General features: G+C 35.2%; 37 protein-coding genes. 4 read left to right on the forward strand and 33 right to left on the reverse strand.

The features are described 5' to 3' along the window. A partial coding sequence (locus B2145_RS10440; protein ID WP_291101920.1) for an alpha-amylase domain-containing protein occupies positions 1-295 on the forward strand: 295 nt, incomplete at its 5' end. Between the two features lie 76 nt (positions 296-371). Here B2145_RS10440 and carA read toward each other — a convergent pair. The 33 genes from carA to rpsL form a co-directional block, all read right to left on the reverse strand. After that, the gene (carA, locus tag B2145_RS10445; RefSeq protein WP_291101922.1) at positions 372-1,472 is read right to left on the reverse strand and encodes a glutamine-hydrolyzing carbamoyl-phosphate synthase small subunit; all 1,101 of its coding nucleotides are present in this window, start codon (positions 1,470-1,472) and stop codon (positions 372-374) included. Between the two features lie 323 nt (positions 1,473-1,795). Beyond that, a complete protein-coding gene (gene rplQ, locus B2145_RS10450; RefSeq protein WP_291101924.1) occupies positions 1,796-2,305 on the reverse strand; it encodes a 50S ribosomal protein L17 in 510 nt (169 codons plus the stop codon). 32 nt (positions 2,306-2,337) lie between these two features. Continuing rightward, on the reverse strand, positions 2,338-3,330 hold the full coding sequence (locus B2145_RS10455; protein ID WP_291101926.1) for a DNA-directed RNA polymerase subunit alpha: 993 nt from the start codon (positions 3,328-3,330) through the stop codon (positions 2,338-2,340). Between the two features lie 21 nt (positions 3,331-3,351). Then, positions 3,352-3,957, reverse strand: coding sequence for a 30S ribosomal protein S4 (rpsD, locus tag B2145_RS10460; protein ID WP_291101928.1), 606 nt, complete (start codon positions 3,955-3,957; stop codon positions 3,352-3,354). 90 nt (positions 3,958-4,047) lie between these two features. Continuing rightward, the gene (rpsK, locus tag B2145_RS10465) at positions 4,048-4,431 is read right to left on the reverse strand and encodes a 30S ribosomal protein S11 (protein WP_035637333.1); all 384 of its coding nucleotides are present in this window, start codon (positions 4,429-4,431) and stop codon (positions 4,048-4,050) included. A gap of 8 nt (positions 4,432-4,439) precedes the next feature. After that, complete coding sequence (gene rpsM / locus B2145_RS10470) at positions 4,440-4,814, reverse strand: 30S ribosomal protein S13 (protein WP_291101931.1); 375 nt, start codon at positions 4,812-4,814, stop codon at positions 4,440-4,442. A 2-nt stretch (positions 4,815-4,816) separates the two neighbouring features. Then, positions 4,817-4,933: a type B 50S ribosomal protein L36 gene (gene ykgO, locus B2145_RS10475; protein WP_008992256.1), complete on the reverse strand. Its 117-nt coding sequence runs from the start codon at positions 4,931-4,933 to the stop codon at positions 4,817-4,819. Positions 4,934-4,944: 11 nt separating this feature from the next. After that, the gene (gene infA / locus B2145_RS10480) at positions 4,945-5,160 is read right to left on the reverse strand and encodes a translation initiation factor IF-1 (RefSeq protein WP_007136545.1); all 216 of its coding nucleotides are present in this window, start codon (positions 5,158-5,160) and stop codon (positions 4,945-4,947) included. Between the two features lie 4 nt (positions 5,161-5,164). Next, positions 5,165-6,508, reverse strand: coding sequence for a preprotein translocase subunit SecY (gene secY, locus B2145_RS10485; RefSeq protein WP_291101967.1), 1,344 nt, complete (start codon positions 6,506-6,508; stop codon positions 5,165-5,167). A gap of 13 nt (positions 6,509-6,521) precedes the next feature. Beyond that, positions 6,522-6,974 (reverse strand): 50S ribosomal protein L15, encoded by a 453-nt coding sequence (gene rplO / locus B2145_RS10490; protein WP_291101969.1) that lies wholly within the window; start codon positions 6,972-6,974, stop codon positions 6,522-6,524. 10 nt (positions 6,975-6,984) lie between these two features. Beyond that, on the reverse strand, positions 6,985-7,167 hold the full coding sequence (gene rpmD / locus B2145_RS10495; protein WP_027310825.1) for a 50S ribosomal protein L30: 183 nt from the start codon (positions 7,165-7,167) through the stop codon (positions 6,985-6,987). 12 nt (positions 7,168-7,179) lie between these two features. Then, positions 7,180-7,707, reverse strand: a complete 528-nt coding sequence (gene rpsE / locus B2145_RS10500) for a 30S ribosomal protein S5 (protein WP_291101973.1) — start codon at positions 7,705-7,707, stop codon at positions 7,180-7,182. A gap of 6 nt (positions 7,708-7,713) precedes the next feature. Next, positions 7,714-8,064, reverse strand: coding sequence for a 50S ribosomal protein L18 (rplR, locus tag B2145_RS10505; protein ID WP_291101975.1), 351 nt, complete (start codon positions 8,062-8,064; stop codon positions 7,714-7,716). 11 nt (positions 8,065-8,075) lie between these two features. Next, positions 8,076-8,618 carry a 50S ribosomal protein L6 gene (rplF, locus tag B2145_RS10510; protein WP_291101977.1) on the reverse strand — a complete coding sequence of 181 codons (543 nt, stop codon included), beginning with the start codon at positions 8,616-8,618 and terminating at the stop codon, positions 8,076-8,078. 18 nt (positions 8,619-8,636) lie between these two features. Next, positions 8,637-9,035: a 30S ribosomal protein S8 gene (gene rpsH, locus B2145_RS10515; RefSeq protein WP_291101979.1), complete on the reverse strand. Its 399-nt coding sequence runs from the start codon at positions 9,033-9,035 to the stop codon at positions 8,637-8,639. 73 nt (positions 9,036-9,108) lie between these two features. Further along, a complete protein-coding gene (gene rpsN / locus B2145_RS10520) occupies positions 9,109-9,378 on the reverse strand; it encodes a 30S ribosomal protein S14 (RefSeq protein ID WP_291101981.1) in 270 nt (89 codons plus the stop codon). Between the two features lie 3 nt (positions 9,379-9,381). After that, positions 9,382-9,933 carry a 50S ribosomal protein L5 gene (gene rplE / locus B2145_RS10525; RefSeq protein WP_291101983.1) on the reverse strand — a complete coding sequence of 184 codons (552 nt, stop codon included), beginning with the start codon at positions 9,931-9,933 and terminating at the stop codon, positions 9,382-9,384. A 2-nt stretch (positions 9,934-9,935) separates the two neighbouring features. Beyond that, positions 9,936-10,250: a 50S ribosomal protein L24 gene (gene rplX, locus B2145_RS10530; RefSeq protein ID WP_291101985.1), complete on the reverse strand. Its 315-nt coding sequence runs from the start codon at positions 10,248-10,250 to the stop codon at positions 9,936-9,938. 10 nt (positions 10,251-10,260) lie between these two features. Next, positions 10,261-10,629: a 50S ribosomal protein L14 gene (rplN, locus tag B2145_RS10535; RefSeq protein WP_291101987.1), complete on the reverse strand. Its 369-nt coding sequence runs from the start codon at positions 10,627-10,629 to the stop codon at positions 10,261-10,263. Positions 10,630-10,631: 2 nt separating this feature from the next. After that, positions 10,632-10,892: a 30S ribosomal protein S17 gene (gene rpsQ, locus B2145_RS10540; protein WP_194312438.1), complete on the reverse strand. Its 261-nt coding sequence runs from the start codon at positions 10,890-10,892 to the stop codon at positions 10,632-10,634. Positions 10,893-10,900: 8 nt separating this feature from the next. Next, positions 10,901-11,092, reverse strand: a complete 192-nt coding sequence (rpmC, locus tag B2145_RS10545; protein ID WP_073370563.1) for a 50S ribosomal protein L29 — start codon at positions 11,090-11,092, stop codon at positions 10,901-10,903. 13 nt (positions 11,093-11,105) lie between these two features. Next, positions 11,106-11,531 (reverse strand): 50S ribosomal protein L16, encoded by a 426-nt coding sequence (gene rplP, locus B2145_RS10550; RefSeq protein ID WP_133277478.1) that lies wholly within the window; start codon positions 11,529-11,531, stop codon positions 11,106-11,108. Between the two features lie 19 nt (positions 11,532-11,550). Next, entirely contained in the window at positions 11,551-12,306 is a 756-nt protein-coding gene (gene rpsC, locus B2145_RS10555) for a 30S ribosomal protein S3 (RefSeq protein WP_291101994.1), read from the reverse strand. 5 nt (positions 12,307-12,311) lie between these two features. Further along, a complete protein-coding gene (gene rplV / locus B2145_RS10560; protein WP_291101996.1) occupies positions 12,312-12,725 on the reverse strand; it encodes a 50S ribosomal protein L22 in 414 nt (137 codons plus the stop codon). 6 nt (positions 12,726-12,731) lie between these two features. Then, the gene (gene rpsS, locus B2145_RS10565) at positions 12,732-13,010 is read right to left on the reverse strand and encodes a 30S ribosomal protein S19 (RefSeq protein WP_194312441.1); all 279 of its coding nucleotides are present in this window, start codon (positions 13,008-13,010) and stop codon (positions 12,732-12,734) included. Positions 13,011-13,017: 7 nt separating this feature from the next. Next, positions 13,018-13,842, reverse strand: a complete 825-nt coding sequence (rplB, locus tag B2145_RS10570) for a 50S ribosomal protein L2 (RefSeq protein WP_143391051.1) — start codon at positions 13,840-13,842, stop codon at positions 13,018-13,020. Between the two features lie 9 nt (positions 13,843-13,851). Continuing rightward, positions 13,852-14,142, reverse strand: coding sequence for a 50S ribosomal protein L23 (gene rplW, locus B2145_RS10575; RefSeq protein WP_035668124.1), 291 nt, complete (start codon positions 14,140-14,142; stop codon positions 13,852-13,854). A gap of 6 nt (positions 14,143-14,148) precedes the next feature. Next, on the reverse strand, positions 14,149-14,778 hold the full coding sequence (rplD, locus tag B2145_RS10580) for a 50S ribosomal protein L4 (RefSeq protein ID WP_291102002.1): 630 nt from the start codon (positions 14,776-14,778) through the stop codon (positions 14,149-14,151). Continuing rightward, entirely contained in the window at positions 14,778-15,395 is a 618-nt protein-coding gene (rplC, locus tag B2145_RS10585; RefSeq protein ID WP_291102004.1) for a 50S ribosomal protein L3, read from the reverse strand. Before rplC ends, rplD begins: the two co-directional genes overlap by 1 nt. 152 nt (positions 15,396-15,547) lie before the next feature. Beyond that, entirely contained in the window at positions 15,548-15,853 is a 306-nt protein-coding gene (gene rpsJ / locus B2145_RS10590) for a 30S ribosomal protein S10 (protein ID WP_011963470.1), read from the reverse strand. An 11-nt stretch (positions 15,854-15,864) separates the two neighbouring features. Beyond that, positions 15,865-18,021, reverse strand: coding sequence for an elongation factor G (gene fusA, locus B2145_RS10595; RefSeq protein ID WP_291102016.1), 2,157 nt, complete (start codon positions 18,019-18,021; stop codon positions 15,865-15,867). 9 nt (positions 18,022-18,030) lie between these two features. Continuing rightward, positions 18,031-18,507: a 30S ribosomal protein S7 gene (gene rpsG, locus B2145_RS10600; protein WP_035668130.1), complete on the reverse strand. Its 477-nt coding sequence runs from the start codon at positions 18,505-18,507 to the stop codon at positions 18,031-18,033. A 101-nt stretch (positions 18,508-18,608) separates the two neighbouring features. Continuing rightward, positions 18,609-18,992: a 30S ribosomal protein S12 gene (gene rpsL / locus B2145_RS10605; protein ID WP_007136570.1), complete on the reverse strand. Its 384-nt coding sequence runs from the start codon at positions 18,990-18,992 to the stop codon at positions 18,609-18,611. Positions 18,993-19,305: 313 nt separating this feature from the next. Here rpsL and B2145_RS10610 point away from each other — a divergent pair, with 313 nt between their 5' ends. The 3 genes from B2145_RS10610 to B2145_RS10620 all read left to right on the forward strand — a co-directional run bounded on the left by B2145_RS10610 (position 19,306) and on the right by B2145_RS10620 (position 25,836). Continuing rightward, positions 19,306-20,961, forward strand: a complete 1,656-nt coding sequence (locus B2145_RS10610) for a ShlB/FhaC/HecB family hemolysin secretion/activation protein (protein ID WP_291102019.1) — start codon at positions 19,306-19,308, stop codon at positions 20,959-20,961. 149 nt (positions 20,962-21,110) lie between these two features. Next, positions 21,111-24,362 carry a SusC/RagA family TonB-linked outer membrane protein gene (locus B2145_RS10615; RefSeq protein WP_291102021.1) on the forward strand — a complete coding sequence of 1,084 codons (3,252 nt, stop codon included), beginning with the start codon at positions 21,111-21,113 and terminating at the stop codon, positions 24,360-24,362. A gap of 4 nt (positions 24,363-24,366) precedes the next feature. Continuing rightward, a complete protein-coding gene (locus B2145_RS10620) occupies positions 24,367-25,836 on the forward strand; it encodes a SusD/RagB family nutrient-binding outer membrane lipoprotein (protein WP_291102023.1) in 1,470 nt (489 codons plus the stop codon). Positions 25,837-26,039: the final 203 nt, after the last annotated feature.

Consider the following 26,039-nt stretch of genomic DNA (forward strand, 5'->3'; position numbering starts at 1 on the left):
TTTGATTAATCGAATTCAGGTTAATAATAAGGCCACCGGAACTACCTCTATTTTATATGTTGATAATGATGAGTATATTGCGAGAAGAAATGGCTATAACGGAAACCCTGGATTAGTGGTTTATATCAACAATTCCTCTACCTTGTTAGAAAGATGGATTCCTACCAATTGGGCAAACACCCAAATCAAAGACTTTACGGGCGCTTCTACTTGGTATCCAACAACACAAGGTGACACGTGGGTAAAAATTCAATGCCCTGCGCATAGTTATACTGTTTGGTCTCCCAATATTTAACAATGAGAATCTGAATACAAAAAGCTCCCGCCAAGACGGGAGCTTTTTTTGTAAATAAAAACGTTTTAAAAGACGTTTACTTTTTTATGTTTTCAATAAATTGGTCAAATAAGTAAGCCGAATCATGGGGTCCTGGACTTGCCTCTGGATGATATTGAACCGAGAAGCAATTTTTATTTTTCATTCGCATTCCAGCAACCGTTCCGTCATTCAAATGAAGATGCGTGATCTCCAAGTCAGGATGATTGTCCAGTTCTTCTTTGTTCACGGCAAACCCGTGATTTTGAGAAGTGATTTCTCCTTTTCCGGTAATGATGTTTTTTACTGGATGGTTTATTCCTCTGTGTCCGTTAAACATTTTATAAGTCGAAATTCCGTTTGCCAAAGCAATTACTTGATGACCTAAACAAATACCAAATAAAGGTTTATTGTTTTCAAGAATTTCTTTTGCCACTTGAATGGCACTGAAAAGTGGATCTGGATCTCCAGGTCCGTTAGACAAGAAATAACCATCAGGATTGAATGATGCCAATTCCGAGAATTTTGAATCGTATGGGAATACTTTGATATAGCAATCTCTTTTGACAAGATTGCGAAGAATATTAGTTTTAATTCCTAAATCTAAAGCAGCAATCTTATAAGTTGCATTCTCATCTCCAAAAAAGTAAGGTTCCTTGGTAGATACTTTAGAAGCCAGTTCCAATCCTTTCATATCCGGAACTTTTGACAACGCAGCTTTTAACACTTCTATTGGTGTTCCGTCAGTGCAAATTACGGAGTTCATGGCTCCATTGTCGCGAATGTAGCTCACTAAACCGCGAGTGTCAACATCAGAAATACAGATTAGATTTTGCTTGATGAAATAATCTTCCAAACTTCCCGAAGCATCCTCACGAGAATAATTGAAGCTAAAGTTTTTACAAACCAATCCTGCAATTTTGATACCCGCAGACTCAATTTCTTTATCGTTTACTCCATAGTTTCCGATATGAGCATTGGTGGCCACCATTATTTGTCCAAAATAGGATGGATCAGTAAATATTTCTTGGTAACCCGTCATTCCGGTATTGAAGCAAACTTCCCCAAATGTAGTTCCACTAATTCCAATAGATTTACCGTGGAAAATGGTTCCGTCACTTAATAGAAGTATCGCTTTTTGTCGTGTTGTATATTTCATTTGTAGTTTGTAGTTTTTCCTCACCCCCCAACCCTTTCCAAAGGAGAAGGGAGAAGATATGTAATATTTTATTTTGCAAATTTAATTCAAAATATGGTTTTGAAAAAATTAAGTTTTAAAAGAAATCAATAAATTGTAAAATAGCCCCGATTATAGTGGAAATCCCACGTTTTTGGACGTGGATTGCAACGTCCCGATAGCTATCGGGAAGCGGGTGTGATTATTATTAAAAACTCAAAAATATTCTACTCCAAAAAATCAAAAAAAAAGGATAAACTAATAAAAGTTTATCCTTGATTTTTATTGAATGATTATTTTCATAACTATTCAGCAGCGTCTGTTGTAGTTTCAGCTTCTGTAACTGGCGCTTCAGTTTCAGCAACTGGAGCTTCAACAGCTTCATCTGCTTTCTTAGCTTTAGCACCACGACGGCTTTTTGCTTTTTTAACTTCTTTTTTACCACCATTGTAAAGTTCATTGAAATCTACTAGTTCGATCATTGCCATATCAGCATTATCTCCTAAACGATTTCCAACTTTAATGATACGTGTGTATCCACCCGGACGGTCACCTACTTTTGCAGCTACGTCTCTGAACAAGTCAGTTACTGCATATTTGCTACGTAAGTAAGCAAAAACGATACGACGGTTGTGAGTCGTGTCATCTTTAGATTTTGTTATTAATGGCTCAACAAATTGTTTAAGCGCTTTTGCTTTAGCAACAGTAGTGTTAATACGTTTGTGCTCGATAAGAGAACAAGCCATATTAGCCAGCATCGATTTTCTATGTGCTGTCTGTCTGCCTAAGTGATTGAATTTTTTTCCGTGTCTCATTGCTATGTAAATTTAAACCTTGATGGTTTAGATTATTCTTTATCTAGTTTGTATTTTGCTAAATCCATTCCGAAGTTTAAATTTTTAATTGCAACTAGTTCATCTAGTTCAGTCAAAGATTTTTTACCGAAATTGCGGAATTTCATTAGGTCATTTTTATTGAATGATACTAAATCACCAAGTGTATCAACTTCGGCCGCTTTTAAACAATTTAATGCTCTTACAGAAAGATCCATATCAACAAGTTTGGTTTTAAGCAATTGTCTCATGTGTAATGATTCTTCGTCATACGATTCTGTTTGTGCGATTTCATCAGCCTCAAGTGTAATTCTTTCGTCAGAAAACAACATGAAATGGTGAATTAAAACTTTAGCAGCTTCAGTAAGTGCATCTTTTGGATTGATTGAACCATCAGTTTTTATTTCGAAAACTAATTTTTCATAATCTGTTTTTTGCTCTACACGGAAGTTTTCTATTGAATACTTAACATTTTTTACCGGAGTAAAAATAGAGTCAGTAAAAATAGTTCCAATTGCAGCATTTTGTTTTTTGTTTTCCTCAGCAGGAACATATCCTCTACCTTTTTCGATCGTTAAGTCGAAATGCAGTTTGATTTTAGGATCTAAATTACAGATTACAAGTTCTGGATTCAAAACTTGGAAACCTGAAATAAATTTCTGAAAATCACCAGCTGTTAATTGATCTTTACCTGTTACAGAAATAGTAACTGATTCATTATCTACATCTTCAATTTGACGTTTGAAACGTACTTGTTTAAGATTAAGAATAATTTCGGTAACGTCTTCAACAACTCCTGAGATAGTAGAAAACTCATGATCTACACCGTCGATTCGAACAGATGTAATTGCATAACCTTCTAATGCTGAAAGCAAAACTCTTCTAAGTGCGTTACCAACTGTCAATCCGTAACCAGGTTCTAAAGGTCTAAATTCAAATTTACCTTCAAAATCGGTTGAATCGATCATGATAACTTTATCGGGTTTCTGAAAATTAAATATTGCCATAAATTTCGACTAAGTCAATTATTATTTGTTGTACAACTCTACGATTAATTGTTCTTTAATGTTTTCCGGGATTTGAAGTCTAGCCGGTACAGAAACAAAAGTACCTTCTTTAAGTTCGTTATTCCAGGTAATCCATTCATAAACATGACTTGAATTAGACAAAGAACGTTCGATAGCTTCTATTGATTTAGATTTTTCACGAACTGCAACTTTATCACCAGGTTTAAGGTGGTAAGAAGGAATATTTACATTTTCACCATTTACGGTTACGTGTCTGTGAGAAACGATTTGACGAGCCCCTCTTCTAGAAGGAGCAATACCCATTCTAAAAACAACGTTGTCTAATCTTGCTTCACACAGTTGTAATAATACTTCACCAGTAACCCCTTTAGTAGCTGATGCTTTTTCGAATAAATTTCTGAATTGTTTTTCTAAAATTCCGTAAGAATATTTAGCTTTTTGCTTTTCCATTAACTGGACAGCGTATTCAGATTTTTTTCCTCTTTTTTTAGCCATCCCGTGTTGTCCAGGTGGGTAATTTCTTTTTTCGAAGGCTTTGTCGTCTCCGAAGATTGCTTCGCCGAATTTACGTGCGATTCTTGTACTTGGACCAGTATATCTTGCCATTTTAAATTGTTTAAGATAGAGATTATGAATTCAGGTCTTATCCTTCGATAATCGTTATTCTATCTAGGTTATACTATAAAAATTTGAGTATTAAACTCTACGTCTTTTAGGAGGACGACATCCATTGTGAGGCATTGGAGTAACATCGATAATCTCAGTCACTTCAATTCCACCGTTATGCAAAGAACGGATAGCAGACTCACGTCCGTTACCTGGTCCTTTTACATATACTTTTACTTTTTTAAGTCCTGCTTCTAACGCTACTTTACTGCAATCTTCTGCTGCCATTTGAGCTGCGTAAGGAGTGTTCTTTTTAGAACCCCTGAAACCCATTTTACCCGCTGAAGACCAAGAAATAACTTCACCTTTCTTGTTTGTCAAAGAAATAATGATGTTGTTAAAAGTGGCACTAATATGAGCTTCACCCGTTGATTCAACGATAACTTTACGTTTTTTTGTAGTTGCTTTAGCCATATTACTTATTATTTAGTTGCTTTTTTCTTGTTGGCAACAGTTTTTCTTTTACCTTTTCTTGTTCTAGAGTTGTTTTTAGTTCTTTGTCCTCTTAAAGGAAGACCCGATCTATGACGAATACCTCTATAACATCCAATATCCATTAAACGTTTAATGTTTAAGGAAACTTCTGAACGTAGTTCACCTTCAATTTTGAAAAATGATACAGCCTCACGGATTGCTCCAATCTCATCATCATTCCAATCTTGCACTTTTGTATCTTGGCTAACTTGAGCTTTTTCTAAAATCTCAACTGCTCTACTTTTACCTATTCCGAAGATGTAGGTTAAAGCGATAACTCCTCTTTTGTTTTTTGGGATGTCTACCCCTGCTATTCTTGCCATAACTATCCTTGTCTTTGTTTAAATCTAGGATTCTTTTTGTTGATTACGTATAATCTGCCTTTTCTTCGTACAATTTTGCACTCGGGACTTCTTTTTTTAACTGATGCTCTTACTTTCATTTTGAATATCTTTAGTATCTATAAGTAATTCTTGCTTTTGACAAATCATAAGGACTCATTTCCAGTTTCACTTTATCACCAGGTAATAATTTGATGTAATGCATACGCATTTTACCAGATATATGAGCAATTACAATATGTCCATTTTCTAACTCAACACGGAACATAGCATTTGATAATGCTTCAATTATTGATCCGTCTTGCTCTATTGCTGATTGTTTTGCCATAAAATTAAGCTACTGCTTTTCTGTTTTTACCACTTTTCATCAAACCATCATAATGTTTGTTTAACAAATATGAATTAACCTGTTGAATCGTGTCGATTGCAACCCCAACCATGATTATTAATGATGTCCCTCCAAAAAACATAGCCCAAGATTGTTGAACACCAAAACTTACAACAATTGCTGGGAACACAGCTATCAAAGCAAGAAATAATGAACCTGGGAAAGTAATCAATGACATCACTTTGTCAAGAAAATCAGAAGTTTCAGCTCCGGGTCTAACTCCGGGAATAAAACCGCCACTTCTCTTTAAATCATCGGACATTTTATTGGTAGGAACGGTAATTGCCGTATAAAAGAAAGTAAATACAACTATAAGCGTTGCAAAAACTAAATTATACCAGAATCCGAACATATTACTAAAAGCACCGACAATTGATTGTGAAGCGTCTGATTTTGATAATCCTGCTACTGCAGCGGGTATAAACATAATTGCCTGGGCAAATATGATAGGCATAACTCCAGAAGCATTAAGTTTTAATGGAATCCATTGTCTATTGCCACCCATCATGTCTTTTTCGAAATCACCTGAAGTAGTACGACGTGCATACTGAACTGGTATTTTTCTAATTGCCATCACAAGCAATACACAACATATAATTACCAATAACCAAATAATGATTTCGATAACCAATATCATTGGACCACCATTATTGTTCGTAATGGTTGATTTGAATTCCTGAACAAATGCCTGAGGAAATCTAGCCAAAATACCAATCATAATCAACAACGATATACCATTTCCTATCCCTTTATCAGTAATTTTTTCCCCTAACCACATGGCAAATATTGTACCCGTAACCAAGATAACCACTGAAGAAAACAAGAATTCGAAAGAATTAAATCCTAACAAGAATGCGCTACTAGGTAACGTTCTATAAAGATTGTAGATATAACCCGGACCTTGAACCAATGTAATACCTATTGTTAACCAACGGGTAATTTGATTAATCTTCTTTGTGCCACTTTCTCCATCGCTTTGAAGTTTTTGCAAATATGGAATCGCAATTCCCATTAACTGAACAACAATGGATGCAGAAATATAAGGCATAATACCTAAAGCAAAAACTGAAGCTTTAGAAAAAGCACCTCCGGTAAACATATCCAGGATAGATCCCAGTCCGTTTTTGGTCTGTCCCGCCAAACTTGTTAATTGTGTAGCATCAATTCCAGGCAGCGTAACATGCGCTCCAAAACGATATACAATAAGAATTCCTAATGTAACTAGGATTCTATTTTTAAGTTCTTCGATTTTCCAAATATTACTTATCGATTCAATAAATTTCTTCATATTGATTGAAAAATTATATTGTTACAGCTTCTCCTCCAGCAGCTTCAATAGCGGCTTTTGCAGTAGCAGTAAATTTGTGAGCGGTTACTTTTAATTTTGCTTTCAATTCTCCTCTTCCTAAAATCTTAACGATTTCATTTTTGGTAGCCAAACGATTAGAAACATACACTGTCATATCAACAGTATCTGTAATCAAACCATTATCCACTAATAATTGAAGCGTATCAAGATTTACACCTTCGTATTCTTTACGATTGATGTTTGTGAAACCAAACTTAGGCACACGTCTTTGAAGTGGCATTTGACCACCTTCAAACCCAATCTTTTTAGAGTAACCAGAACGAGATTTTGCTCCTTTGTGTCCACGTGCAGCGGTACCACCTTTTCCAGAACCTTCTCCTCTACCTAATCTTTTATTTTGATTGTGTGTTGACCCTTCAGCAGGTTGTAAGTTACTTAAATTCATAACGTATTTGTTATTTAGCTTCTTCGACAGAAACTAAGTGTTTAACTTTATTTATCATTCCAAGGATAGTTGGATTTGAATCATGTTCTACAACTTGACCCATTTTACGTAGACCTAAAGCTTCCAAACCTCTTTTTTGAGTAAGAGGACAATTGATTTTGCTTCTAACTTGTTTTACTAATAATTTAGCCATAATTTCCTTGAATTAACCTTTAAAAACTTTTTCTAAAGAAATACCTCTTTGTTTTGCAACACTATAAGCACTTCTCATTTGTAATAAAGCATCAAAAGTTGCTTTTACCACGTTGTGAGGATTTGATGATCCTTGAGATTTTGACAATACATCATGTATTCCAACTGACTCAAGTACTGAACGAACAGCTCCACCTGCAATAACTCCAGTACCATGTGAGGCTGGAATTAAAAATACACGTGCTCCACCAAATTTTCCTTTTTGTTCGTGAGGAACAGATTGACCATTCAAAGGAATCTTAACTAGATTTTTCTTTGCATCTTCTACTGCTTTCGCAATTGCTTCAGAAACGTCTTTAGATTTTCCTAATCCGTGACCAACCACACCATTTTCATCACCTACAACTACAATTGCAGAAAACCCGAAAGCTCTACCACCCTTTGTAACCTTAGTAACACGATTTACACTTACCAAACGGTCTTTTAATTCAAGACCACTTGGTTTTACTAGCTCTACATTCTTGTATTTACTATTAGACATACTATATTAGAATTTAAGTCCAGCCGCTCTCGCGCCTTCCGCTAATGATTTAATACGACCGTGATATAAATAACCTCCTCTATCGAATGTTACTACTTCAATCCCAGCTTTTAACGCTTTTTCTGCAACTAGTTTTCCAACTGCTGTTGCAACTTCTACGTTTGTACCTTTCCCTATTTCTTTTTCTCTTGAAGAAGCAGCCAATAAAGTAACTCCGTTTACGTCATCAATAAGTTGAGCATAAATTTCTTTGTTACTTCTAAATACAGATAGTCTTGGATTAGTGGCAGTACCACTAATTGTTTTTCTAATTCTGAATCTAATTCTCTGTCTTCTTTGAGGTTTCGTTAATGACATAATCTTATTTTTTAAGCTGATTTACCTGCTTTTCTTCTTAATACTTCACCTACAAATTTAACACCTTTTCCTTTGTAAGGTTCTGGTTTGCGGAAACCTCTGATTTTCGCAGCTACCTGACCTAAAAGTTGTTTGTCAAACGATGTTAACTTCACAATTGGGTTTTTACCTTTTTCAGATATAGTTTCCAAAACAACTTCTGGAGCTATTTCTAAAACAATATTGTGTGAATATCCAAGAGCTAAATCTAATTTTTGTCCTTGATTTGAAGCTCTATAACCAACTCCTACCAATTCTAATGATTTAGTAAAACCTTCTGTTACACCGATAATCATATTATTGATTAAAGATCTGTACAAACCGTGTTTTGCTCTTTGGTCTTTGTGATCAGATGATCTGTCCACTTGAACTAGATCTCCTTCAACTGTTACAGTCACGTCCGAAAACTCCTGTGTAAGTTGACCATTTTTTCCTTTTACTGTAATGATACCATTTGCAACTTCAACAGTTACTCCGGCAGGGATTACAACGGGATTTTTACCTATTCTTGACATCTCTTATAAGTCTTTTAATTAGTATACGTAACAAATTACTTCACCACCTACATTCAATTGTTTTGCTTTTTTTCCGGTCATTAAACCTTTTGAAGTTGAAACAATTGCAATTCCTAATCCGTTAAGGATTCTTGGGATGGTAGAAGAACCTGAATACTTACGTAAACCTGGTTTACTAATTCTTTGGATATCTTTAATTACTGACTCTTTAGTATCTTTATCATACTTCAAAGCGATTTTGATTGAACCCTGAACAGCGTTGTCTTCAAATTTGTAACTTAAGATATATCCTTGATCAAATAAGATCTTAGTTATTTCTTTTTTTAGATTAGATGCTGGAATTTCGACAACTTTGTGGTTTGCAGCCACAGCGTTTCTAATTCTAGTTAAATAATCTGCAATAGGATCTGTATACATTATGTATCAATTTGCGGTTTTGGTTTTCAATAAAACTATTCTATTGAACCTGAAACCAATTTATAATTATTTATTACCAGCTGGCTTTCTTAACTCCTGGTATCAATCCATTATTTGCCATTTCACGAAATGTAACACGTGAAACACCGAACTGACGTATATACCCTCTTGGTCTACCTGTTATTTTACAACGATTGTGTAAACGAACTGGTGAAGCATTTTTAGGTAATTTTTGTAATCCTTCAAAATCTCCAGCTTCTTTCAAAGCTTTTCTTTTCTCAGCATACTTTGCTACCGTTTTTTCTCTCTTAACCTCGCGGGCTTTCATTGATTCTTTAGCCATGTCTTAATTCTTTTTAAAAGGTAATCCCAATTCAGCCAATAGTGACTTTGCTTCCTTATCTGTTTTCGCAGAAGTTACAAAAGATATATCCATACCTGATATTTTGTTTACTTTGTCAATATCAATTTCCGGAAAAATGATTTGCTCCAAAACACCAAGGTTATAGTTTCCTCTTCCGTCAAAACCAGTAGCTTTAATTCCACTGAAATCTCTAACACGTGGCAAAGCAGAAGTAACCAATCTATCTAAAAATTCGTACATTCTTTCTCCTCGCAAGGTAACTTTTGCTCCAATAGGCATCCCTTTTCTCAATTTGAATGACGCAACGTCTTTCTTTGAGATTGTTGATACTGCTTTCTGTCCAGTGATCTTTGTTAACTCATCAACTGCATAGTCAATTAGTTTTTTATCAGATACAGCTGCACCAACTCCTTTACTTAAAACGATTTTTTCCAATTTTGGAACTTGCATTACGTTTACGTATCCGAATTCCTCTTTAAGAGCAGAGATTACTCTGTTCTTATACTCTTCTTTTAGTCTAGGTATATATGCCATTACTATAGTACTTGATTAGATTTTTTTGAAAATCTTACTTTCTTATCTCCTTCTACTCTAATTCCAACTCTAGTTGTTTCCTTTGTTTTAGGATCAATTAAAGATATGTTAGATATTTGTATAGAAGCTTCTTTTTTTACAATACCGCCTTGAGGGCTTTTCGCACTTGGTTTCGTGTGTTTTGAAACCATGTTTACGCCTTCAACAATTGCTTTATTTTTCTCGCGGTATACACGTAGTACTTTACCTTCTGATCCTTTGTGATCACCAGCAATTACTCTTACAATGTCACCTGATTTTATTTTTAGCTTTATCATCTTAAAATAATTAAAGCACTTCTGGTGCCAATGATACAATTTTCATGAATTGTTTTTCACGAAGCTCTCTTGCTACTGGACCAAAAACGCGAGTTCCTCTCATTTCACCAGCAGCATTCAACAATACGCAAGCGTTATCGTCAAATCTAATGTATGAACCGTCGGCTCTTCTCACTTCTTTTTTGGTACGTACAACAACTGCAGTTGAAACTGATCCTTTTTTAACGCTTCCGTTAGGAGCAGTATCTTTGATAGAAACTACAATCTTGTCACCAACAGAGGCATACCTTCTTTTGGTACCTCCTAAAACACGGATAGTTAAAACTTCTTTTGCTCCCGTATTATCTGCTACTTTTAGTCTTGATTCTTGTTGTACCATAATTATTTAGCTCTTTCAATGATTTCAACTAACCTCCAACATTTTGTTTTACTTAAAGGACGCGTTTCGCTAATCCTTACAGTATCTCCAATGTTGCAGTCGTTCTTTTCGTCGTGTGCGTGATACTTTTTAGTTTTCAACACGAACTTACCGTATAGTGGGTGTTTTACTTTTCTAACTTCGGCAACAACGATGGATTTATCCATTTTGTCTGAAGTTACAACACCAACTCTTTCTTTTCTTAAATTTCTTTTTTCTTCCATCTTTAGAATTATTGTAATTCTCTTTTAGTAAGTTCTGTAGCTAATCTCGCAACTGTTCTTCTTACGCTTCTAATTTGAAGCGGATTCTCTATTGGAGAAATAGCGTGAGCCATTTTTAAGTCGGCATATGCCTTCTTAGTTTGGTTAAGTTTTTCTTGCAACTCAGCTGCAGAAAGATCTTTTATTTCTGATTGTTTCATAATATATAATTAATTATGCTTCGAAATCTCTAGCAACGATGAATTTAGTTTTTACTGGAAGCTTTTGAGCCGCAAGACGTAACGCCTCTTTTGCAACTGACAAAGGTACTCCTCCAACTTCAAACATAATTCTTCCGGGTCTAACAACGGCAGCCCAATATTCGACTGCACCTTTACCTTTACCCATACGTACCTCAAGAGGTTTCTTTGTGATAGGTTTGTCTGGAAATATTTTGATCCATAATTGTCCTTCTCTTTTCATATAACGAGTTGCAGCGATACGCGCAGCTTCGATTTGACGAGAGGTTAAGAACATTCCATCTTCATGTACAGATTTAATACCAAACATTCCATTAGAAAGTTCATGTCCTCTTTGAGAGTTCCCTTTCATTTTACCTTTTTGTACCTTACGGTATTTTGTTCTTTTAGGCTGTAACATTTTTCTTTAGTTTAAAAATTTACTTTCTCTTACGAGCGTCTGGTTTTCCACCTTTATTAAAAGGTTTTCTATCTCCTCTTGGAGAATCGCCACCTTTACCACCACCAGGTTGTTTTTTGTCCATTCCTGCAAGCGGAGAAAGATCTCTCTTTCCATAAACTTCACCTTTCATGATCCATACTTTGATACCCATTCTACCATAAGTAGTATGCGCTTCAGCAAGAGCATAATCGATGTCGGCTCTGAAAGTTGATAGAGGAATTCTACCTTCTTTGAAACCTTCTGAACGTGCCATTTCTGCACCATTCAAACGACCAGAAATCAAAACTTTGATACCCTCAGCGTTCATACGCATAGAGGCAGCAATAGCCATTTTGATTGCACGTCTGTAAGAAATACGGCTTTCGATTTGACGACAGATACTTGTAGCAACTAAATAAGCATCTAATTCAGGTCTTTTGATTTCAAAGATGTTAATTTGAACCTCTTTGTCAGTAACTTTCTTAAGTTCTTCTTTCAACTTGTCTACCTCTTGGCCACCTTTTCCGATAATAATACCAGGTCTAGCAGTAGTGATAGTAACGGTTACAAGTTTTAAAGTTCTCTCGATGATTACTTTTGATACACTAGCTTTTGATAAACGAGCATGGATATACTTTCTGATTTTATAATCTTCGGCAAGTTTATCACCGTAATCATTTCCACCATACCAGTTAGAGTCCCATCCTCTGATGATACCAAGTCTATTTCCAATTGGATTTGTCTTTTGTCCCATCTTTATTAAATTGCTTGTGTGTTATTATTAATAGCTCCCAACACGATTGTTACGTGGTTTGAACGTTTTCTTATTCTGTGTGCGCGACCTTGTGGAGCTGGACGAAGTCTTTTCAACATCATACCACCATCTACACGAATCTCTTTAACAAATAAACCAGCTTCTTCCATATTAGCGTCAGGGTTTTTTGCTTGCCAGTTGGCAATCACGGATAAAACCAATTTTTCTAATTTTCTTGAAGCTTCTTTAGAACTGAATCTTAATATGTTAAGTGCTCTTTCTACCTTCTGACCTCTTACTAGATCTGCTACTAAGCGCATTTTTCTAGGTGAAGTAGGGCAGTTATTCAATTTTGCAAAAGCCAATGACTTGTTAGCCTCTTTTCTTGCATCTGCTGTTTCTCTTTTACGAACTCCCATTGCTTCTTATTTTTTACCTTTATTTTTTGCTCCAGCATGACCTCTAAAAGATCGAGTTGGTGAAAACTCTCCTAATTTGTGACCTACCATATTTTCTGTTACGTAAACTGGTACAAATTGACGACCGTTATGAACTGCGATTGTTTGTCCAACAAAGTCTGGAGTAATCATAGAAGCTCTAGACCAAGTCTTTACTACTCCTTTACTACCTTTTTCAATGTTTTCTTGAACTTTCTTGTCTAACTTATAATGAACGAAAGGTCCTTTTTTTAATGAACGTGCCATATCTTAATTATTTCTTTCTACGTTCTACAATATACTTGTTACTCGGGTTTTTCTTAGAACGTGTTCTATAACCTTTAGCAGGTATACCGTTTCTAGATCGTGGATGTCCACCAGAAGAACGTCCTTCACCTCCACCCATTGGGTGATCGACAGGATTCATTGCAACCGGTCTTGTTCTAGGTCTTCTTCCCAACCATCTTGTCCTACCTGCTTTACCAGATACAACTAATTGGTGGTCTGAATTAGAAACCGCTCCAATTGTAGCAGAACAAGTCAACAAGATTAATCTTGTTTCACCAGAAGGCATTTTGATTGTTGCATATTTTCCGTCTCTTGCCATTAATTGCGCGAATGTTCCAGCAGAACGAGCGATTACAGCTCCTTGTCCTGGTCTCAATTCGATACAAGAAATTACAGTTCCTAATGGAATTCTGCTTAATGGTAAAGTATTACCTATTTCAGGTTGAGATTCTGGACCAGAAACTAATTTCTGACCAACTTTCAATCCGTTTTGAGCAATAATGTATGTTTTCTCACCATCAGCATAGGCTAACAATGCGATAAACGCAGTACGATTTGGATCATATTCGATTGATTTCACTGTCGCCGGAATTCCTTCTTTTGTACGTTTGAAATCAATGATACGATATCTCTGCTTGTGACCACCACCCGTATAACGCATGGTCATCTTTCCTTGACTATTTCTACCTCCAGAGTTTTTTATCGGCGCTATCAAAGAGCGTTCCGGCTTATCAGTTGTAATGGCGTCATAACCATTCACAACTCTAAATCGCTGACCTGGGGTAATAGGTTTTAATTTTCTTACTGACATTTTTCTATCTTAGATATTGTTGTAAAAATCAATTGTTTCTCCTTCTTGTACTTGTACAATTGCTTTTTTGATTGCATTTGTCTTTCCACTGATAAGTCCACTTTTAGTGTATTTTGTAGTTCTGTCCGGTCTTACGTTCATCGTGTTGACACTCAAAATAGTTACTCCATAAGCAGCTTCAACAGCTTTCTTAATTTGTACTTTGTTTGCTTTTTTGTCAACAACGAATCCGAAGCGGTTTAAAACTTCACTTTCTTTGGTTACTTTTTCTGTTACTATAGGTTTAATTATGATGCTCATATCCTATTATTTGCTTAAATTATCTTCAATTACCTCTAAAGAACCTTCTAAAAGCACTAAAGTATTAGTGTTTAAAATATCGTAAGTGCTTAATTCTAAGCCACTTATCACCTTAGACGCCTTTAAATTGCGTGACGACAAATATACATTTTTATTCGAATCGCCCAACACAAATAAAGATTTTTTATTCTCCAACCCTAATGCATTCAATACATTGATGAAATTCTTAGTGTTTGGTGTTTCAAAATTGAAGTCTTCAAGAACAATTATGTTTGCCTCTTTTGCTTTAATTGAGAAAGCAGATTTTCTTGCTAGACGTTTTAAGCTTTTATTCAATTTGAATGAATAACTTCTTGGTCTTGGTCCGAAAACTGTTCCACCACCTTTAAACAATGGATTCTTTGCACTACCCGCACGAGCAGTTCCAGTTCCTTTTTGTTTTTTAATCTTACGCGTACTTCCCGCTACTTCAGCTCTTTCTTTTGCTTTGTGCGTCCCTTGTCTTTGATTAGCAAGATATTGCTTAACATCAAGGTATACTGCGTGATTGTTTGGTTCAATTGCGAATACTGAATCAGAAAGTTGAACTTTTCTTCCAGTATCTTTTCCGTTGAAATCTAATACTTTTGCTTCCATTACTTGTGAATGATTACATAAGAGTTGTTACATCCAGGAACACATCCTTTAATAACAAGTAGGTTCTTTTCAGACACTACTTTTAAAACTCTAAGGTTTTGAACGTTTACATTTTCGCCTCCCATACGTCCAGCCATACGCATTCCTTTGAATACTCTAGATGGATAAGAAGAAGCTCCTACAGAACCTGGCGCTCTTAAACGGTTGTGTTGACCGTGAGTTGCTTGACCAACACCACCAAAACCGTGACGTTTAACAACCCCTTGAAAACCTTTACCTTTAGATACACCTTGTACATCTACAAATTCTCCTTCTACAAACATTGAAACGTCTAAAACGTCTCCTAATTTTTGTTCTGTTGCAAAATTTTGGAATTCAACGACTTTTTTCTTAGCTACAGTTCCTGCTTTCGCAAAGTGACCTACGGCCGCTTTTGTGGAATGTTTCTCGTTTTTGTCATCGAAACCAAGTTGCAACGCTTCGTACCCGTCAACACCTTTGGTTCTGACTTGGGTAACAACACATGGGCCAGCTTCGATTACGGTACAAGGAATATTCTTCCCGTTCTCGTCGAAAATGCTAGTCATGCCGATTTTTCTACCAATTAACCCAGACATAATTATTATTTATTAATTATTAAATATAAATATAGAACGCAGCTTTTAAGCAAATCCTATTTTTTAAAGTGGTGCAAAAGTATACTTTATTTACACACAAACCAAAAAAAAATTTTACTTAAAAACAGCGTTCCTGTTTACTCTTAAACTACCTAAACTTTGATTTCAACTTCAACTCCACTTGGCAATTCAAGTTTCATTAAAGCATCAATAGTTTTAGATGAAGATGAATAAATATCAATCAATCTCTTGTATGACATTACTTCAAATTGCTCTCTCGCTTTTTTGTTAACGTGCGGAGAACGTAGAACGGTAAAAAGTTTTTTATGAGTTGGTAACGGGATTGGTCCTGTTACTACTGCTCCAGTGCTTTTTACGGTTTTTACAATCTTTTCAGCAGACTTGTCTACCAACATGTGATCGTAAGATTTTAATTTTATTCTGATTTTTTGACTCATTTTCTTAAAGATTATGCGTTTCCTTTTGCTTTTTTGATAACTGCTTCCGAAATATTGGAAGGTGTTTCTGCGTAGTGTGAAAATTCCATTGTAGATGTTGCTCTACCAGACGAAAGTGTTCTTAATGTTGTTACATAACCAAACATTTCTGATAATGGCACATCTGCTTTGATGGTTTTTGCACCAGCTCTGTCACCCATGTCATTCACTTGACCTCTACGGCGGTTGATATCACCTACGATATCTCCCATGTTTTCTTCAGGTGTAATAACTTCCATTTTCATGATAGGCTCAAGAATAATTGCTCCAGCAGCTTTAGCTACTTCTCTATACCCCATTCTAGCCGCTAATTCAAATGAAAGAGCATCAGAATCGACAGGGTGAAAAGATCCGTCTAATAAAGTTACTTTCAAACTATCAACTTGGTATCCTGCTAAAGGACCTGTTTTCATAGCTTCTCTGAAACCTTTTTCTACAGATGGAATATATTCTTTAGGAACATTACCCCCTTTTACAGCATTCACAAATTGCAATCCTACTGGAGCTTTACCATCAACTAAATCGGCAGGTTCTAATATAAATACGATATCACCGAATTTACCACGACCCCCAGATTGTTTTTTGTACGTTTCTCTGTGTTGTGCTTTTTTAGTAAACGCTTCTTTGTATTCAACTTGAGGCTCCCCTTGGTTCACTTCAACTTTAAATTCACGACGCATTCTATCAACAAGGATATCCAAGTGCAATTCTCCCATTCCTGAGATGATTGTTTGCCCTGAAGCTTCATCAGTTCTAACTGTAAATGTTGGATCTTCTTCAGCCAATTTAGCTAAAGCCATACCCATTTTGTCTACGTCAGCTTTTGTTTTAGGCTCAATTGCAATACCAATTACCGGCGCAGGGAATTTCATTGACTCAAGAATAATTGGGTGTTTTTCGTCACACAATGTATCTCCAGTTTTGATATCTTTAAATCCTACTGCAGCTCCAATATCACCCGCTTCAATATAATCGATTGGGTTTTGTTTGTTGGCGTGCATTTGGTATATACGAGAGATTCTTTCTTTGTTTCCTGAACGAGTGTTCAAAACATAAGAACCTGCATCTAAACGTCCTGAATAAGCACGGAAGAAAGCTAGACGACCTACGAATGGGTCAGTAGCAATTTTAAACGCTAAAGCAGCGAACGGCTCTTTAACATCTGGCTTACGCAAAATTTTAGTTTGATCTTCTTCTAATAAATCAGCATCATCAGGATGAATTCCTTCGATACCAGCTTTATCCATTGGAGATGGCAAGTATTTACATACTGCATCAAGCATGAACTGAACCCCTTTGTTTTTGAAAGAAGAACCAGCAATCATAGGAATGATAGCCATATCCATTACAGCTGCTCTTAATGCAATGTTGATTTCCTCCTCAGTAATAGAGTTCTCATCTTCCATGAATTTTTCAAGCAATTTCTCATCATAATCAGCTACTGCTTCAATAAGAATTGATCTGTATTCTTTAACCTCTTCAAGCATATCTTCAGGAATAGGCACAATATCGTAAGTAGCTCCTAAACCTTCTTCATGCCACACTATAGCTTGATTTTTAACTAAATCTACAACACCCTTGAAATCATTTTCTTCGCCAATTGGCAAAGTGATTGCAACCGCATTAGATTTCAACATATCTCTTACTTGTTGACATACCATCAAAAAGTTAGACCCTTGTCTGTCCATTTTATTAACGAATCCAATACGTGGTACATGGTACTGATCTGCAAGTCTCCAGTTAGTTTCTGATTGTGGCTCAACACCATCAACAGCACTAAACAAGAAAACCAAACCATCAAGCACACGCAAAGAACGGTTTACTTCAACTGTAAAGTCAACGTGTCCTGGGGTATCGATAATATTAAAGTGATAAGGTAATGTGTCAGGTAACACTTTACCTTGCTCAGTTGGAAAATTCCATTCACAAGTTGTAGCTGCAGAAGTAATTGTGATACCTCTTTCTTGCTCTTGTGCCATCCAGTCCATTGTTGCAGCACCATCGTGTACTTCACCAATTTTATGTGACTTTCCAGTATAGAATAATATACGCTCAGTTGTTGTTGTTTTACCAGCATCAATGTGAGCAGCAATTCCAATATTTCTTGTGTATTTTAAATCTCTAGCCATTTCTTATTATTAAAATCTAAAATGTGAGAATGCTTTATTTGCTTCAGCCATTTTATGGGTATCCATTCTCTTTTTGACAGCAGCACCTTCTTCTTTAGCCGCAGCTAAACATTCTGACGCCAGTCTTTGAGCCATAGATTTCTCATTTCTTCTTCTGGAATAAAGTATTAACCACTTCATTGCCATAGAAATTTTTCTGTCTGGTCTGATTTGCATCGGAATTTGGAATGTAGCTCCACCTACTCTACGACTACGTACTTCTACGTGAGGCATAACGTTTGTTAAAGCATCTTTCCAGATTTCTAATGATGGTTTTTCTGCATCTTGCTTTTTACTTTCTATAATGTCAATTGCATCATAAAAAACTTTAAAAGCTGTTGATTTTTTACCATCCCACATTAAGTTGTTCACAAAACGTGTCACCAATTGGTCGTTAAACCTTGGATCTGGTAAAAGTGGTCTTTTCTTTGCCGCTCTTTTTCTCATGTCTTTTTTTTAATTTTTGTTGTTTGCAGATGCACAAATCGCAATAAATCACAATTATGTACTGGCGTAACACGTTACGTCTCTACTCCTAACATTTTAAATTATTTTTTTGCTTCTTTTGGGCGTTTAGCACCGTATTTAGATCTTCTTTGCGTTCTTCCTGCTACACCTGATGTATCAAGCGCACCACGAACGATGTGATATCTAACTCCTGGTAAATCTTTTACCCTTCCACCCCTAACTAATACTATCGAGTGCTCTTGTAGATTGTGTCCTTCACCAGGGATATAGGCATTTACTTCATTACCATTTGTCAAACGTACACGCGCTACTTTACGCATTGCAGAGTTTGGTTTTTTTGGTGTAGTAGTGTAAACACGCGTACAAACCCCTCTTCTTTGAGGACAAGAATCTAAAGCAACCGATTTACTCTTCTTAGTTATCTGAGTTCTTCCTGTTCTTACTAATTGTTGAATTGTTGGCATAATTAATACTAAAAATTTCTTATATATTAAATTTCCCGCTTTTTACGGGGTTGCAAATGTAGAAAATATTTTTCACTAAACAAATCATAATTAATTAATTTTTACAAGAAGTAAATATTTGTTTTTTAATGGAATACAGAATAGCCATTATAAAATCTTACTGAAAAATAAAACAATATATTTATGGCTATTTCAATAAGATTATTTAACCTTATGCTTTTTATCGCAAACGTTAGATATTTGCATTACATTTATTAAAACTTAGATTCATTTGAAACCTTTCATACTCTTTTTTTTATTTTTAAACTTTGCTTTGAATTGTGCTGCCCAGAATTTTCAATTGCATCTAATTGGAAATTCGATTTCAGAAAACAAAGTACTTGACTCCTTAAATTATCTTTCGAAACACGAAAATGCAAAATCCATAAGTGACGAGATCAATGCGGTATCCGAAAAACTATCAAAAATTGGTTTTATAGAAACCCAAATCCTTGAAAACACCAAGGTAAACGACTCCAGTTATATAGCAAAATTCAGTTTGGGAGAAAGGATCAAATCGATACATATATATATAGGAAGAAATCCTGTTCTTAATGATTTGACAACATTGGATAAAAAAAAGGACACCATAGTTCTGCCTTACGGCGAAATAGAATCCTTTTTGAACCAAACGCTACAAAAACTGGAACAAAAAGGATTTGCATTGGCAAAATTGAAATTGATTAACATCCGTAGGCAAAACCATTCTCTTTATGCGGAATTACTTTTCGAATCAGGCCAACAAAGAACGTTAAATTCAATTGTCGTGGAATTTGCCGATGGCAACAAAAAAAATAGTTTCCCCGAAGGACATTTGGCACAAATCAACCGCAAATACCACAAAAGCACTTTAAACCAAGATATCGTGCGCCAAATTCACGATGATTTCGAAAAATTTGGATTTGTGAACCAAATAAAATATCCCGAAATTTTATTCACAAAAGACACCACCAAAGTATATGTATATCTCGAAAAAAGGAAATCCAACACTTTTGACGGCTTTATAGGTTTTTCCAATAATAAAAACAACAAATTGGTTTTTAACGGCTATTTGGATTTAACATTGAAAAACACTTTACAGGTTGGAGAGCAGTTTTTACTTTATTGGAAAAGTGACGGGAATAACCAGAAAACTTTCAAAACCGGCATCGAATTGCCCTATCTATTTAAAAGCCCAATAGGATTAAAGGCCCAAATTCACATCTTTAAACAAGACAGCACATATCAAAACACAAAAACGGAAATAGATTTGGGTTATTTTATGGATTATAACACCCGTATTTATTTGGGATATCAATCAACTGAATCCAGCGATATCCAAAACACAAATAACAAAACAATAAGCGACTACACAAACTCGTATGTGACTTCCAATTTAGAATACACAAAATTTGATTACATCCATTCGACTTTTCCTAAAAAATCAAGTCTTTCGCTTACAATGGGAATAGGAAAAAGAACCACAAATGACTTGCCCGAAACAGCAGGCACAAACAAGCAGTTTTATATCAATATAAATGCAATGCATAACTTTTACCTGAACCAAAAAAACTGCATTAACATAAATTATCAAAATTATTATTTAAAAAGCAGTATTTACATTATAAATGAATTATTCCGTTTTGGGGGAAACAATTCCATACGAGGATTCACCGAAAATAGCCTTCAAGCCAATTATATGACCTCCATTCTTACAGAATATCGCTATATAGCATCCACTGATTTATACCTCCATTCCATTTTGGATTATGGTTATTACCAAGATAATAGCTCAAATACCAAAAAAAAATTACTGGGATTTGGGCTAGGAATGGGACTTCAAACCAAAAACGGATTGCTGAAATTGGCCATCGCAAACGGAAGCGCAAAAAATCAAGTAATAAAATTTTATAACACTATCATTTATATATGTTATAATGTTAAATTTTGAGAATAATCAAAAAAACAAATTTTATAACACTATTTCTAATATATGTTAAAATGTTAAAATTCTTATGCGTGCATAAAAAATTACCCCAAACCTTAGGAAAGTTAACAAATTATTAAGATTTTTGTCCAACTAATTCAAAATATTTAAAAATGAAACTAAAGTTTAATGGATTCTTAGTACTATTGGTAGTACTTGTGGCGCAAATCACTTTTGCTCAAGAGAGAGCTGTTTCGGGTGTTGTTTCTGATAATGCAGGATTGCCTTTGCCAGGTGTGAGTGTATTAGTGAAAGGGACTCAATCTGGGACGCAAACTGATTTTGACGGAAAATATTCCATCAAAGCATCATCAAGCCAAGTCTTGATTTTTAGCTATGTTGGGATGAAAACCCAAGAAGTTAAAGCGACTTCGTCGTCTTTAAATGTCAAAATGGCAAGTGACGCAGTGGAACTTGAAGGCGTTGTTATTACTGCTTTAGGTATTAAAAGAGAGAAAAAGGCTCTAGGCTACTCATCTCAAAAACTTGATGCCGCAGCTATTAATACCGCGCCTACTAATAATTTTCTTAACAACTTATCCGGGAAAATTGCAGGCCTTGAGATTAGAACTAATTCAAATTTTGGTGGATCAACCAACGTTGTTATTAGAGGAATAAAGAGTGTAACTGGGAATAATCAAGCTTTGATAGTTGTTGATGGTGTACCAATGAGTAATTCAAATTTGAATACCGCTGATACACAGACAGGTAGGGATGGCTTTGACTATGGAAATTCAGCGTCAGACATTGACCCAAATAATGTAGAGTCTGTTAACGTTCTTAAAGGAGCGGCAGCGACAGCATTATATGGTAGTCAAGCAGCGAATGGAGCCATAATGATTACAACAAAAAAAGGCACTAAAAACAAAGGAATTGGAGTTACATATAGTTCTACTGTTTCTTCAGGAGCAATTGACAAATCTACATTTACCAAATACCAAAAACAATATGGAGGTGGTGGTTACGAAGGTCATGACAACTTATATGTTACAGATGTAAATGGAGATGGAATTGATGATTTACTTGTTCCGACTGGATATGATATTTCGTATGGTAATGCTTTTGATCCAAGACTCCAAGTTTATGGATGGAATTCATTTGCTCCTGGAAATGCAAATTTCGGAAAAACAACTCCATGGGTTGCGGCAAAAAATGACCCAACTACATTCTTTGAAAAATCATTTGGTTCTATCAATAGTATAAACTTAAATGGCGGAGATGAAACGAGTACATTTAATTTGAATTTTTCAAACAATACAGACAAAGGTATTTTACCAAATAGCAGCCTCAAAAGAAATATCTTAGGAGGTACTTTTTCAAAAGATTTAAGCGACAAATTTAAAGCTATAGCTTTCTTTACTTTTACTGATCAAAATACCGTAGGAAGAAATAGTCTAGGTTACGGGAATAATTTTTTAGGTAGTTTTAGACAATGGTGGCAAACCAATGTGGATGTTAAAGAATTAAAACAAGAATATTTCAGAAACCACGATAACGTTACTTGGAATATGAATGACCCGGTAAATGGTGATTTCAGTCCATCCTATTGGAATAATCCATATTTTGACAGATATGAAAGCTATGAAAGTGATGGAAGACGCAGAATTCTTGCCGGTACCACTTTAAGTTATGACATTACACCTCATCTAAATATATTAGGTCGTGCTACAATTGATAATTCTAATGATAGACAAGAGGAAAGATTGGCAGTAGGCAGTGTTGCGGCTGAGTTTGGCATAAGTCAAATATCCGAAAATTCAGGATACCATTTATATACAAGAGCATTTTTACAACAAACTTATGATTTTATTGCTTCTTACGATATTAAAGTAAATTCAGACATAAGTGGAAAAATATTAGGCGGAGCAACTTTAACTAAATCATCAACTGATTCATTTGAAGGATCTACAACAGGCGGACTTGTAAAACCAAGACTATATACTTTGGCAAATTCAGCTGTATTTGTAGCCCCTTTAGAAAGTCAAATTGAAAATGAAAAGTCAGGTTTTTATGGTCAAGCATCATTTGACTACAAGAGATTTTTATATTTAGAAGGATCCTATCGTCTTGATCAATCTACCTCTTTATATGTTGACAATAATAAATATGGTTATTATTCTGTAGGAACCAGTTTTGTCTTCTCAGAATTAATAAAAGCAGATTGGCTGACTTTCGGAAAATTAAGAGCAAATTATGCTGAAGTAGGAAATGACCCAGCTGCAGGCACATTAGGCGCCAGAATAAACAACGGTTTAATAGCTGGAAATCCTCAGTTTCAGAATAGCTCAACATTTGTAGATTTCAAAAACCTAAAACCAGAAAATCAAAAAAGCTGGGAATTTGGTTTAGAAGCCAAACTCTTTAAAAACAGATTAGGTCTTGATTTATCTGTTTACAATTCAAACACAGAAAATCAAATTTTCAACGTTCCGCAGTCACCATCAACAGGGTATAGTTTTTCTCAAATTAATGCTGGAAATATCGTAAATAAAGGAATCGAACTTGTTTTATCAGGATCACCTATTAAAACACAAGATTTTGAATGGGAAGTAACTGTGAACTGGTCTAAAAACGAAAATAAAGTTGAATCTCTAAACCAAGGAAGAACAAATCTTCAATTGGCTGGTTGGAACCAAGGAGTCTCTTTAAATGCAACAGTTGGTCAGCCATACGGAGCCATTAGAGGTCAAGGTTTTGAAGTAGATCCGAATGGAAATAAAGTGGTAGATTCAGATGGTCTTTATATCCCTGTAGATGACCAAATAATAGGTAACATTCAAGCTGACTGGCTTGGTGGGGTGAGCAATAAATTTACCTATAAAAATTTATCGTTCAATTTCTTAATTGATGTTAAGCAAGGAGGAAGCGTTTTCTCTCTTGATCAAGCATATGGTCAAGACACTGGAGAAAGTGTTCTAACTGCATACAAAAATGACCTAGGAAATCCTGTAAGAAATACTTTAGCAGACGGTGGTGGATTCATTAATCCTGGTGTTATGCTCGATTCTAACGGTAATTATGTAAAAAATACAATACGCGTAGATGCATCTGACTCAAGTGAGGCTAGTGGATTAGGCTTTGGGATATCAGGAAATAACCCAGCAGCGGCGTATGTGTATGATGCTTCCTATGTTAAATTAAGAGAAATTGGTTTGACATATTCTTTACCAACTAAATACCTTGATAGAACCTTTATTAAAGACGTTTCTTTTAGTTTACTTGGAAACAATCTTTGGATAATTCATAAAAACTTACCAGAAGCAGATCCTGAAGGAGGAACCTCATCTGGAAACATACAAGGTTTTCAGTCTGGAGTTATGCCGAGTGTAAAAGTTTATTCTTTCAATCTAAAAGTAAAATTCTAAAAAAATGAAAAAAATAATATACTCAATAACAATATTGTCATTATTAATGGCAAGTTGTGTAAATGACGCTCCTGATTTTAACAACAATAAAGATCGAGCTTACGAAGTCCCTGCTGAAGCATTAATGACGAATTCTGAAAAAGCATTAGTTGATATAATGACAAGTCCAAGTGTTAACGAATGGTCCTTAGGAAAATATTTTCCACAGTATTGGGCAGCAGTTACCTATACAACTGAATCTAGATATCGAATTACATCTAGAAAAATTTCAGATAGAATGTGGAGAATTTTATATGCCGATGTTATTGGTAATTTAGAATCAGCCAAAAGTATTATTCATACAGAAACTGCACCCACAGGTGTTTCAGATTCACAATTTCAAAGTGAACAAAAAAACAAACTTGCAATAATAGAAATAATTCAAGTATATACTTATCAAATTCTTGTAGATATGTTTGGAGATGTGCCATATACTGAATCTATGCAGCCTGGTAAATTTGTATTACCTAAGTATGATGATGGAAAATCTATTTATACAGCTTTAATTTCTAGATTAAATACAGCTATTTCAACTTTAGATAGCTCTAATGACTCATTTAAATCTGGTGAATACATCTATAATGGTGATGTTGCAAATTGGAAATTGTTTGCAAATTCATTGAAAGTAAAATTAGGAGTGAATTTAATAGAAACTGATGCTACTTTGGCAAAAAGCACCATTGAAAGTGCTTATTCTGCGGGTTTAATACTTGATAATAGCAACAATGCCTCTTTCGCGTATGTCACAGCTGCTCCCAACTACAATCCTATTTATGAAAATTTAGTAGCTTCAAATAGAAATGATTTTATTCCTGCTGCTACAATCGTAAACGATATGAACACCCTAAATGACAATAGAAGAGGCAAATACTTTACTCCATTAGCTGATGGCAGCTACCTTGGAGGTAGATATGGGTACACTAATAAATATACCTCTTTTTCCCATGTTAGCGATATGTTAAAGGCCGCAGATTTCCCTTCGCAATTAATGGAAGCAACAGAAATAAATTTTTATTTGGCTGAAGCTGCGGCAAAAGGCTTTTCAGTTGGAAATAATGCTGAATATTATTACAACAACGCAATTACTGCTTCATTTGAAAGTTGGGGAATTGGTACTGATGCTACTGCTTATTTATTAAATCCTGATGTTGCATTTTCAACTGCCCCTGGCTCAACTTCAAATGAAAAAATCGCAAGACAAGAATGGATTGCTTTCTATAATAGAGGATTTGAATCGTGGACAGCATACAGAAGGTTAAATTTCCCTGTCTTAATTGCTCCTGCAAGTGCTTATTCAGAAGCAGAGGGTCAAGTTCCAAAAAGGTTAACTTATCCAATTAATGAGCAAACAGTGAATGGTGATAATTGGACTGCGGCTTCTTCTGCAATAGGAGGCGACAAATTAAAAACACACATTTTTTGGGATAAACTCTAATTTTACACCAAAACAAATACTAAACCATCCCATAAAACGGGATGGTTTTTTTTTATATCTTTGCCCTATGGAAAAAGAACATCTAATATTCGGAATAAGAGCCATTATTGAGACCATTTATTGATTAGCTAATTATCAAGTCTAATGCTATTTTTTGTAATAATAAAGATTGAATTTTTCTAAAAAAACTGGACAAATATGGA

The sequence above is a fragment of the Flavobacterium sp. UBA5153 genome, assembly GCA_002413745.1.
In the GTDB taxonomy this organism is placed as follows: Bacteria; Bacteroidota; Bacteroidia; order Flavobacteriales; family Flavobacteriaceae; genus Flavobacterium.